Annotated in this window: 9 protein-coding genes, 1 tRNA gene and 1 pseudogene; 5 read left to right on the forward strand and 6 right to left on the reverse strand. The window is 41.6% G+C overall.

All coding sequences use genetic code 11. The annotated features are described in order from the left end of the window. Nucleotides 1–11: 11 nt before the first annotated feature. The 4 genes from B5G52_RS21360 to B5G52_RS21375 all read right to left on the reverse strand — a co-directional run bounded on the left by B5G52_RS21360 (nt 12) and on the right by B5G52_RS21375 (nt 3,103). The gene (locus B5G52_RS21360) at nt 12–641 is read right to left on the reverse strand and encodes a GAF domain-containing protein (RefSeq protein ID WP_254911265.1); all 630 of its coding nucleotides are present in this window, start codon (nt 639–641) and stop codon (nt 12–14) included. Nucleotides 642–684: 43 nt separating this feature from the next. Continuing rightward, nucleotides 685–1,929 (reverse strand): DEAD/DEAH box helicase, encoded by a 1,245-nt coding sequence (locus tag B5G52_RS21365; protein WP_087534661.1) that lies wholly within the window; start codon nt 1,927–1,929, stop codon nt 685–687. 103 nt (nt 1,930–2,032) lie between these two features. Continuing rightward, nucleotides 2,033–2,737: a DUF3581 domain-containing protein gene (locus tag B5G52_RS21370; RefSeq protein ID WP_087534662.1), complete on the reverse strand. Its 705-nt coding sequence runs from the start codon at nt 2,735–2,737 to the stop codon at nt 2,033–2,035. A gap of 281 nt (nt 2,738–3,018) precedes the next feature. Then, nucleotides 3,019–3,103, reverse strand: a tRNA-Leu gene (locus B5G52_RS21375). Between the two features lie 253 nt (nt 3,104–3,356). Here B5G52_RS21375 and B5G52_RS21380 point away from each other — a divergent pair. Continuing rightward, nucleotides 3,357–3,851 carry an RDD family protein gene (locus tag B5G52_RS21380; protein ID WP_087534663.1) on the forward strand — a complete coding sequence of 165 codons (495 nt, stop codon included), beginning with the start codon at nt 3,357–3,359 and terminating at the stop codon, nt 3,849–3,851. A gap of 40 nt (nt 3,852–3,891) precedes the next feature. Here the strand turns inward: B5G52_RS21380 and lptG are convergent, their stop codons facing one another. Together lptG and lptF are read right to left on the reverse strand one after the other, a co-directional pair. Beyond that, nucleotides 3,892–4,959 (reverse strand): LPS export ABC transporter permease LptG, encoded by a 1,068-nt coding sequence (gene lptG, locus B5G52_RS21385; protein WP_087534664.1) that lies wholly within the window; start codon nt 4,957–4,959, stop codon nt 3,892–3,894. Continuing rightward, entirely contained in the window at nt 4,956–6,068 is a 1,113-nt protein-coding gene (gene lptF / locus B5G52_RS21390) for an LPS export ABC transporter permease LptF (protein WP_087534665.1), read from the reverse strand. Before lptF ends, lptG begins: the two co-directional genes overlap by 4 nt. Nucleotides 6,069–6,352: 284 nt before the next feature. Here lptF and pepA point away from each other — a divergent pair, with 284 nt between their 5' ends. The 4 genes and pseudogenes from pepA to B5G52_RS21975 all read left to right on the forward strand — a co-directional run. Beyond that, complete coding sequence (pepA, locus tag B5G52_RS21395) at nt 6,353–7,864, forward strand: leucyl aminopeptidase (protein WP_087534666.1); 1,512 nt, start codon at nt 6,353–6,355, stop codon at nt 7,862–7,864. A gap of 175 nt (nt 7,865–8,039) precedes the next feature. Then, nucleotides 8,040–8,486, forward strand: a complete 447-nt coding sequence (locus tag B5G52_RS21400; RefSeq protein ID WP_087534667.1) for a DNA polymerase III subunit chi — start codon at nt 8,040–8,042, stop codon at nt 8,484–8,486. A gap of 58 nt (nt 8,487–8,544) precedes the next feature. After that, nucleotides 8,545–11,400: a valine--tRNA ligase gene (locus B5G52_RS21405; protein ID WP_087534668.1), complete on the forward strand. Its 2,856-nt coding sequence runs from the start codon at nt 8,545–8,547 to the stop codon at nt 11,398–11,400. Between the two features lie 131 nt (nt 11,401–11,531). Beyond that, nucleotides 11,532–11,686 (forward strand): annotated as a pseudogene (locus tag B5G52_RS21975) (IS630 family transposase); the annotation flags it as partial.

Here is an 11,686-nt window from a genome sequence, read left to right on the forward strand (position 1 = left end):
AATGATTGCACTTAATACTTGAATTCAAGAATGAATAAGCAACAGACATCAAAGCCTAATCGGCCTGATAAACTGAGCTTTTGCTGGGCGAGTAAGTTCAGAGCACGGCGATTATAAATATTAGTGAGTGGATCTAACATTGCGATTTCGCGCATTTGCACAAAACTGTTTATTAATGCTAAATCATCTTCAACCATGTCTCTGAGTTGTTTGATTAATTCCAAGTAATTGCGCTGATAATCAGTTTGTTCAAAGTCCATAACACAAAAAGTGCCAAACACTTCACCATCAGGCCAATGTATCGGCAAACCTAGGTATGATTCAAACCCATCTTGCGTCACCTCAGGGTTGTCTAACCACATATCATCTTTACTAGCATGATTAACATATAAAGCGTGGTTGTCTTGCACCACTTTTTTACAAAAAATATTTGTATCAAGTGGCACGACCTCCCCTGCTTTATACGGGTTTTCTCGCTGTTCGCTGGCAACTACAATTCGGTAACCAGCGTCAGTAGCTTGAACAACAAATCCTGCTGGAGCTGAAAATAACTCAGTCATTAAATCGACTGTCTTTTGCCATTTCTGTAAAGATATTTGGCTGTCTTTTCCTGAAAACACCCATTGATTAGTTTTAAACATACTACTTACTCAAGCTAGTTGCAGAGCTTTAAGTATAAGAAACTTATCGGCGTCGGTTTGAACTTTTTTTACCTAAAATTCGCTTTTTATCCCGATCTTTTCGCGATTTATTCGTATTTTTTCGATTATCTTTAGGCTTTTTGGTTGGATCGGGTTCATAACCTGCAAGCCATTGAGGGGTTAACCGAGTATCAAGTAAGACTTCAATTTCTTCCAGTAACCATTGCTCATCCAAGCTCACTAGTGACATAGCAAGACCTTGTTCGCCGGCTCGACCTGTACGACCTATTCGGTGTACATAATCTTCTGCTATGTACGGCAACTCAAAGTTAATAACATATTTAAGCGATACAATATCTAAACCACGGGCTGCAACATCTGTGGCTACCAGTACGCGGGTCGTTCCCTCTTTAAAGTTTTGCAACGCCCTATCACGTGCCCCTTGTGATTTATCGCCATGGATAGATTCTGTTTTCAGGCCGTCTTTGCACATTTCTTTAGCAAGTTTGTCGGCCATTTGCTTAGTACGGGTAAAAATCAGTACTTGGCGCCAATTTTTCATGCCAATCATATGAGAGACAAGTTCACGTTTACGGTCTTCATCAACCGCATAAATCACTTGTTCCACTTCAACTGCAGCAGAGTTACGTTTATCAACTTCGACCAATTTAGGGTCTTTAAGCAGTTTTTTGCTAAGCTCAAATACGCTGTCATCAAAGGTGGCTGAAAATAGTAAGGTTTGGCGTTCACTTGGAATGTGGCGCAAAATACGTTTTATTTCGTCAATAAAGCCCATATCTAGCATGCGGTCTGCTTCATCAAATACCAGTGAATCAACACTTGAAAGTTTAATACTGCCTTTGATGATGTGATCAAGTAAACGCCCTGGCGTTGCTACGACAACTTGTGCGTCTTTCATGGCTTTGACTTGCGGACCAATACTGGCACCACCATAAGCTAATGCACCTTTAATATCAGACCCTTGAGCGTATTTTTCAAAACTAGCAAATACTTGCTGAGCAAGCTCTCGAGTAGGCGTTAAAATTAATACGCGGGCCGTGCCTTGCTCATCTTTTTTGTTAGTGGTTAACAGTTTATGCAGTAATGGAAGCACAAATGCCGCAGTTTTACCTGTGCCCGTTTGTGCACTGCCCATTACATCGTGATTAGCTAAAATTAATGGAATAGTTTGAAGCTGAATAGCCGTTGGCGTTTGATATTCATTTAGCTCAAGCGCTTTAAGTAGTAACGGGTCGAGGTGGAGATCATTAAAGGTTGCAGCAGACATAGCATAGACTTGAAATAACTAATAGTGGCGCTATTGTACGCATAAAACATGCAACAAAAAAGGCGCTTTCGCGCCTTCATTCAAAACCTAAACCCTTTATTTATTAGGCTACAGGCTTAAGCGTCTCTTTGCGTTGATTATAAAACGCTATTAAATCATCGACCGTGTCTTGGCAATACTCACGAATGCCTGACACTAGCATGTGCTTTTCACCCGAACCGACTTGTTTACCATTTTCAAGTAAATTAAAACGCAGAGTTATTTTTCCTCGCTTACCCGTATACTCAAAATCAGGTTCAGCAAATTCAAGTGTTGGCGCAATAATATCAAGGTTGTCTAAATTAATAAGCATAGACTCATAAATAACCATAGGCCGAGCAGGATTTATCATTACCTCTTGTTTGCCCATTAAAGGAATAATTACATGTGGGAATGTAGTGCCTGAGAACTCAACGTAATTTTGAATTAGGCTGTCAGTCAATGTTTGGCAAGTACTGTTTTCACCTTCGCGCTTAACGCGAAGCATCACTTTCTCACCACTGGTTATAGCAAATTCTTCTCCGCCTTCTGGAAAATTTAGCTTGGTATTTTCATCGACCATGCCAGCAAAGGTAAATTCCATTTTTTTACTGATGCCATATCGACTTAGGACCAATGCAAACAGCAAATCCCCTGGTACGCAAAACTTCTTTGCATCTTTATCATGAAGAGGGTTGTAATCATCGGCTACGCACTTTGCAAAGCGACAACCTTGTTCACGGGAAATAGAAATATGATCAGCATGCTGCTGATAAAAAGGACTTAACATAGTTTGTTCACTGCTTTAACTGCTTATAACCTGACTATTCTACCAGATTAAATAATAATAGAGGTCGAATCTGTTAACTTTTTGTTTATGAATAAATTGATGAGAGAGTATGTAACGCCCACATAACACACCAAAGAAATAAACTATACATTTTACTACACAGCCAAAACGATGCTTTTTATTCTCGCGCGTAACCAAACTCACTCCATACGAAATTAGAGTGGCTGCACTTTTCTGCAGGCATAAAAAAACCCTTGCTAAAAAGCAAGGGCTATCAAAAGTGGTACCAGCGGCCGGGCTCGAACCGGCACGCCTTTCGGCAGGGGATTTTGAATCCCCCATGTATACCAATTTCATCACGCTGGCATCATTTTTCTTTAACCTTCTAAACACGAGAAGATAAAGAAAAACCACTTTAGAGCTAAGACTTATCAAGCTGTCTTCGTCTCTATGCAAAGCATTATACAAACAATAAGGTTAGCAGCAAGCTGTTTTTTACAATTTGATGATCAACAGCTTAACAATTGAGCAACCATTAACATTGAAGTCGTTTTACGATCCTAGTATTTGTCATTCTATTTGCTAAACTAGCGCGCATATTAACTTTGTGAGTGTATTTATGTCTGGTGAGTTTCCACGTGCGGGCTTTTGGCGTCGCTTTGCTTCATTGATTTATGACTCTTTAGTCGTTATATCGCTATCTATGCTGACTGCTATTTTGTATTTTGCTGCGATTCAGAGCTTAATTGCACTCGGGTTTATTCCACAAACAGAAGACCCTGCCGCGCTAATACAAGACTCTCCACTACTTTATGGTATGCGTAGTGCACTATTTATTGGCGTAAACATTGTGTTTTTTGCTTACTTTTGGACTAAAAGCGGGCAAACAATTGGTATGCGCGCTTGGCGTTTGAAAGTACAAACACGGGATGGAAATTTGATAACTTGGCCGCAAGCAATTATTCGCAGTGTAGCTGCGTTGCTTGGCCTTGGTAATTTAGTGGTATTAGTTGATTTTAAAAATAAGCGCGCTTTACAAGATTATATTTCGAAAACGGATGTTGTTGCACTAACTAAAGAAGAAAATAAGCGTATCTATCGCTCTTTAGATTAACTTGCTAGGAGCAACTTAATTCCTAGCAAGTTTAAAATAACTATATCCGTTTGTTCAGTAAGTAAGTAGCAAAACCGATAAATAAAATACTTGGTACAGTAGCCCCTATAATAGCTGGAATTTGGTACACCATCACCACAGGACCAAATATTTCGTTGGTTAAGTGAAACACAATTCCAGTTACCACTCCCATTACAATACGAGCTCCCATAGTCACCGTACGTAATGGGCCAAATATAAACGACAATGCCACCAGCAACATCACGGCTATAGATATAGGCTGCATAATTTTACGCCATAACGCCAGCTCATAAGTGCTGGTGTCTTGCTCATTTTGCTTGAGGTAACCTAAATATGACCACAGCCCTGTGAATGACAATGCTTCGGGCTTAACTGAAACCACGCCAAGCTTTTCAGCAGTAAGTTGTGATTCATAAAGCTCTTCGTCTTGCGTTTGTGTAGTAATTTGCTCTTCGCTTAATTGCACCTTACTAACATCGCGAAGTAACCAGCCTTCGTTTCGACTCACCGCTTCACGCGCTTTTGTAATTTGTGTTAATTGTAATGACTTATCAAAATGATACATATTAAAGCCATGCAAAACACCATTTTGATCAACGTCTTCAATGTTTATAAAGTTACTGCCATCTTTTGCCCACACACCTTGTTGGGCGTTAAAAACATCTCCACCATAAATTGCTTGGTTACGCATTTCTTTGGCTTTTTGTTGCGCTTCAGGTGCGCCCCACTCGCCAAGTGCCATCATACAAACAGCCATGAATATTGCGGTTTTCATTACCGATATAATAATTTGTAAACGCGACATACCTGCCGCCTGCATTACTACTAGCTCACTGTTTGAAGCAAGCGCCCCGAGACCAGTTAAGCCACCAATTAATGCAGCCATCGGGAAGAAAATAACTAAGTCGCCAGGCATGCTATACAAGGTGTAAAGTAACGCTGTTGTAATATCATAACTACCACGACCAACCGACTTAAGCTGCTCGATAAATTTTATAAGAGTACTAATACCCACTAAAACCATTAAGGCAAAACCAGTCGTTTGTAAAATACTGCGGCCTAAGTACCAATCGAGAGTTTTCATCATGCGCTTACCTCCCGTTTCGTTACAACCGCTTTAAGCCATGCACCAACAGGACGCCCTTTGATAATCAAAAACCCACCTATAAATAGAGCAGTAAAGTGAATCCACCACAAACCAATTGACGGTGGGATTTTGCCATCTTCGACGGCAAACTTAGCCGCGTTCAGTAAAATGAAATAGCCTAAATATAAACTGATAGCGGGCACTAATTTCGCAAATTTCCCTTGTCGTGGGTTAACTACACTCAAAGGCACTGCAAGTAATGTAAGCAACGGAATGGATAAGGGTATGGCTAAGCGCCACTGCCACTGAGCTATCGCTTCAGAGGAATTCATCGCCATTAAATCAATAGTTGGTACTGCTTCGAGCTTACGGCGTTGATGTTCAATTTCTTGCTCACGAATTTGTACGCTGTAGCCATCAAATTCTGTTAAATTAAGTGCAGGTGTTGTGCCATCAGTCTCATAACGTTTACCATCACTAAGTACCAGTTGTTGTTCGCCATTATCTTGCTCAACAACAACACCACGCTCGGCATAAACCAAACGAGCTAAATTATCTTTTTCAGTATCAGGCAGTTGTGCAACAAACACTTTATTTAACTTTTTACCACCATTTTCTATATTATGAATAAACACTACTGCTTTTTCGTTACCAGTTTGTTGGAACCTTCCGGCCCTTAGTGCAGATAAACCTGCATCGGCTTTAGCTTGCTCTTTGAGTTGATATTCAAGTTCACTAGCCCAAGGGGCAACGTACAATGTTAAAAATCCAGCTAATATCGCAAGACCAATACTAGATATTAAGGTCACTCTAACCACATACCATTCACTGACACCGCAGGCTTTAAGTACGGTCATTTCACTATCAGCGTATATTCTGCTATAGGCAAGAATAATCCCCAAGAAAATACTTAGCGGTAAAATTAAGGAGGCCAATTGTGGAAGTTTAAGCGCGATCATCGATAGCACTAGCTTAGCGGGAATACCACCTTCGGACGCATCACCTAAAATAACCACAAATTTTTGCGACAAAAATATGGTCATCAAGGTTAGAAATACGGCGACCTGAGATTTTAAAACTTCAGTGGTCAAATAACGGAAAATTAGCAATGCTTGCCCCTGTTAAACATCTTGTTTTACTGCAATAGCGGGAAAATAAAAGTAAACTTAGCGTTTTACTCTGTTTATTATATGCCATCAGTATTAAATATCCTACCTAACAACTCGATATATTGTCGCATAAGTGGTATTAATCGATACAAAGGTATAAAGTTCAAAAACACATAATGAGTTAACATTTTTAGACTAAGATTAAAGGTATTAGATAACTTAGCACTAGAAATATATTTAATTACCCATATTAAGGGTTCTATGACTCAAAATTAGGAGTGACAATGGAATTTAGCGTAAAAAGTGGTAGTCCTGAAAAGCAACGTAGCGCATGTATTGTAGTTGGCGTTTATGAGCCACGTCGTTTATCCCCCATTGGTGAGCAACTCGATAAAATCAGTGATGGTTATATCTCTAATTTACTACGTCGTGGCGATCTAGAAGGTAAGCCAGGTCAAGTGCTGTTATTACATCATGTACCAAATGTACTCAGTGAACGTATCTTACTAGTAGGTTGTGGTAAAGAGCGTGAGCTTGACGACAAGCAGTATAAACAAATTATTTCAAAAACCATTAATACCCTAAACGAAACAGGGTCGATGGAAGCGGTTTGCTTTTTAACTGAGCAACACGTTAAAAGCCGTGATACCTATTGGAAAGTACGCCAAGCAGTTGAAACAACACAAGACTGTTTATACACGTTTAACCAATTAAAAAGTAAAAAGAGCGACCCACGTCGCCCATTACGCAAAATTGTGTTTAACGTGCCAACGCGTCGCGAATTAACGATTGGTGAAAGCGCCATTGAACATGGCTTAGCTATAGCCGCGGGCAGCAAGCTATGTAAAGACGTAGCCAATATGCCACCAAACATTTGTAACCCTGCATATTTAGGTGAACAAGCACAAGAACTCGCAACCAATTTTGAAAACGTTAGCGTAGATATAATTGGCGAAGAGAAAATGGCAGAACTTGGTATGAATTCATACTTAGCTGTTGGCCGTGGTAGTGACAACGAATCAATCATGTCAGTTATCAACTACCAAGGTGGCGCAAAAGATCAAGCCCCGATCGTATTAGTTGGTAAAGGCCTAACCTTTGACTCTGGTGGTATTTCTATCAAGCCTGGCGAAGCCATGGATGAAATGAAATACGACATGGGCGGTGCAGCTGGTGTTATTGGTGCAATGCGTGCACTTGCGCAAATGCAGCTGCCAATAAACGTTATTGGCGTATTAGCGGGCTGTGAAAACATGCCTAGCTCAAATGCCTACCGCCCAGGTGATATTCTAACTACCATGTCAGGGCAAACTGTTGAAGTACTCAATACTGATGCAGAAGGTCGTCTAGTATTATGTGATGCGCTTACGTATGTTGAACGCTTTGAACCAGAAACCGTGATTGATGTTGCCACTTTAACTGGTGCATGTATCGTCGCATTAGGTGCTCATGCCACTGGTTTGCTATCAAACCACAACCCACTTGCCCACGACTTATTAAAAGCATCAGAGCAAAGTGGCGACCGCGCATGGCAACTGCCACTGTGGGATGATTATCAAGATCAACTAGAAAGCCCATTTGCTGATTTTACTAACTTAGGTGGTCGTGCAGCAGGTACTATCACAGCAGCTTGTTTCTTATCTAAATTTACTAAAAAGTATAACTGGGCGCATTTAGATGTAGCCGGTACAGCTTGGCGTAGTGGTAAAAACAAAGGTGCAACAGGCCGCCCAGTGCCTATGTTAACTCAGTACTTACTCAATCGCGTAGGTGTAAGCGACGCTGCACAAGACTAAGTATTCATACATAACGTTATTGAAAGGCGCTTTTTAGCGCCTTTTTTGTTACCTATTAATTAATGAGTAACGCAGCGTATTCATTGAAGCAAACCCTGTTTTATGGCAAAATCCTTGCTCTAATTTATGTGTGCTAAAAAGTCACATATGCAATGCAATGGGAAACCCCGATACAATGAGCATCAATGCCCAATTTTTTGTTCTAAAGCAACAAGATGAATCATTAGCGAAAGCAGATGTTCACTTTGCCTTAGCTGCACAAATTGCTGCAGAACAGTATCGTCTTGGTCATCGTGTTTTCGTTTATGTTGATAACACAGACACCGCCCATGCCATTGATGAAACGATTTGGTCATTTGACCCAGACAGCTTTGTGCCCCATAACCTCCAAGGTGAAGGCCCAAAAGGCGGTGCACCTGTTGAAATAGGCATGACACCTCCCGTCAGCAATCGTAAAGTTTTAATAAACTTGGCCGCACAGTTGCCGGATTTTATTCGTCGCTTTAACCAAGTTTTTGATTTTGTGCCAGTCGAGGCCGCAGCCAAACAAGCCGCCCGCGAGCGCTTTAAGAAGCTCCGTCAACTAGGTGCCAACATCACCACGCAAGATATTAATAGCTAGCAGCCCTAGGCAAACTAGCTAACCAACTCATTTAAGTACTTATTTAAGGTTCTGTGTAATGGATAAAACCTACAATCCGCAAGATATTGAACAGTCGCTATACCAAGACTGGGAAGAGAAAGGCTACTTTAAACCATCTGGCAAAGGCGACGCATATTCAATTATGATCCCGCCGCCAAATGTCACTGGTAGCTTACACATGGGCCACGCCTTCCAAGATACCATTATGGATACCTTAACCCGTTTTAAGCGTATGCAAGGCAATAATACACTATGGCAAGTAGGTACTGACCACGCAGGCATTGCAACTCAAATGCTGGTTGAACGTAAGCTGTCTGCCGAAGAAGGTAAAACACGCCACGATTTAGGCCGTGACGCTTTTATTGAAAAAATTTGGGATTGGAAAAACCAATCTGGTGGCACAATCACCAAGCAACTTCGTCGTCTTGGCGCATCAGTAGATTGGGATCGTGAACGCTTTACTATGGATGACGGCTTATCTGAAGCGGTTAAAGAAGTTTTTGTTCGCCTGCATAAAGAAGACTTAATCTACCGTGGTAAACGCTTAGTAAACTGGGACCCTAAATTACACACCGCAATCTCTGACCTTGAAGTTGAAAACAAAGACAAACAAGGTCATATGTGGAATTTGCGCTACCCGCTAGCGGATGGTGTTAAAACTCAAGATGGTAAAGACTACATTGTCGTTGCAACCACGCGCCCAGAAACTATGCTGGGTGACTCAGGTGTTGCTGTAAACCCAGATGACGAACGCTATCAAGATTTAATCGGTAAGGATATTTTACTGCCGATTGTTAATCGCCGTATCAAAATTGTCGCCGATGAACATGCCGATAAAGACAAAGGCACGGGCTGCGTAAAAATCACTCCTGCCCATGACTTTAACGATAACGAAGTGGGTAAACGTCATCAAATGCCAATGATCAACATCTTCGATAAAGATGCAGCGGTATTAAGCCAAGGTGAAACGTACACCTTTGATGGCAAAGAGCTTGAGTTTGATGCGCCCATTCCTGAGCGCTTACATGGCCTTGACCGTTTTGATGCGCGTAAAGCGATTATCGCTGAGTTTGAAGAACTTGGTTTACTTGAAAAAATTGAAGACCATGCGTTAACCGTACCTTATGGCGACCGCTCAGGTGTGGTTATTGAGCCACTACTTACTGATCAATGGTATGTACGTGTTGCTCCCCTTGCAGAGCCTGCAAAAAACGCGGTTAAAAATGGCGACATTCAATTTGTGCCACAGCAGTATGAAAACATGTACTTCTCGTGGATGAACGACGTACAAGATTGGTGTATTTCTCGTCAGCTTTGGTGGGGCCACCGTATTCCAGCTTGGTACGACAACGAAGGTAATGTCTTTGTTGGCCGTGATGAAGCAGAAGTACGCCGTGAAAATAACATCGCCGATGATGTTGCGCTTAACCAGGATGAAGATGTACTGGATACTTGGTTCTCATCTGCACTTTGGACCTTCTCAACCCAAGGCTGGCCTGCGAACACTGATGATTTAAAAACATTCCACCCGTCTGACGTGTTGGTAACCGGTTTTGATATTATTTTCTTCTGGGTGGCGCGTATGATCATGATGACCATGCACTTCATTAAAGACGAAAACGGCAAGCCACAAGTGCCATTTAAAACAGTTTACGTTACCGGCCTTATTCGCGATGAAAATGGCGATAAGATGTCTAAGTCAAAAGGTAACGTACTTGACCCAATCGACATGATTGACGGTATCGACCTTGAGAGCTTAGTGACCAAGCGTACTGGCAACATGATGCAGCCGCAGCTTGCTAAAAAAATTGAAAAGAACACTCGTAAAACCTTTGATAACGGCATTGAAGCACACGGCACCGATGCATTGCGCTTTACATTAGCAGCTATGGCGTCTACCGGTCGTGATATCAACTGGGATATGAATCGTCTTGAGGGTTACCGTAACTTCTGTAACAAACTATGGAACGCAAGCCGTTACGTACTAATGAATACCGAAGAGCAAGACTGTGGTTTTGCAAACGATGCTGAAAAAGAATACTCGCTAGCTGATCGCTGGATTTTAGGTCAGTATGAAGCGACTGTTAAAACGTATACTGAGCACTTAGACAACTACCGTTTTGACCTTGCCGCTAATACGCTTTATGAATTCACATGGAACCAGTTCTGCGATTGGTACTTAGAGCTTACTAAGCCGGTATTATTCAAAGGCAATGAAGCACAACAACGCGGTACACGCCATACACTTATTACAGTGCTTGAAAGCCTACTACGTTTAATGCACCCAATGATGCCATACATCACAGAAACTATTTGGCAGCGCGTTGCACCGCTTGCAAGCCTTGAAACAGAGAACACCAGTATAATGGTTCAAGCTTTCCCTGTTTATAATGCTGCAAGTGTTGATGCCAAAGCGATGGAAGATCTAGAATGGGTAAAACAATTCATCGTCGCTATTCGTAATATTCGTGGCGAAATGGACATCAGCCCAAGTAAACCACTGTCGGTGTTGCTTGCTAATGCATCAGATGAAGACAAGCGTCGTATTACTGAGAATGAGAGCTTCTTAGCATCACTTGCTAAGATAGAAGCATTCACATTACTTGATAATAAAGATGATGCACCAGCTTGTGCAACATCGTACGTTGGCAACCTTGAGATAATGATCCCAATGGCAGGCCTAATTGATGTAGATGCAGAGCTTGCGCGTATAGCTAAACAACTTGAAAAAGCTGAAAAAGGCCTAGCCCAAGTGCAAAATAAATTAGCTAACGAAAAGTTTGTAAATAATGCACCTGAAGCGGTACTTGCCAAAGAGCATGAAAAATTGGCGGAATACTCAGATGCTAAAGCGAAACTGCTTGAGCAAAAAGCAAAGATTGAAAGCCTGTAAAAGTTAAAGTAGGGGCTCCTCCCCTGCTTATACTAGAATAACGAGAAGTGAGGCCCCTCACTTCTCCACTTTATCTCTAAGCGTTCTAAATATTTGGCATACAAGCATCCTCCGACCACCTTCTTACATTATGGATTACATCTCGTTCGAAGCACCCTAAGCAATCAGTTCAGGCGCAAGAAGACTTTAAAAAATTTCCTTCGTAATATGATCATCACAATTCCAGGCCACGTATCACTAGATAGAGTCAATGTCTGGTTCCAAGATGAAGCGCGGTTTGGTCAAC

Origin of the sequence: Pseudoalteromonas sp. A601, assembly GCF_002165575.1 — a bacterium.
In the GTDB taxonomy this organism is placed as follows: domain Bacteria; phylum Pseudomonadota; class Gammaproteobacteria; order Enterobacterales; family Alteromonadaceae; genus Pseudoalteromonas.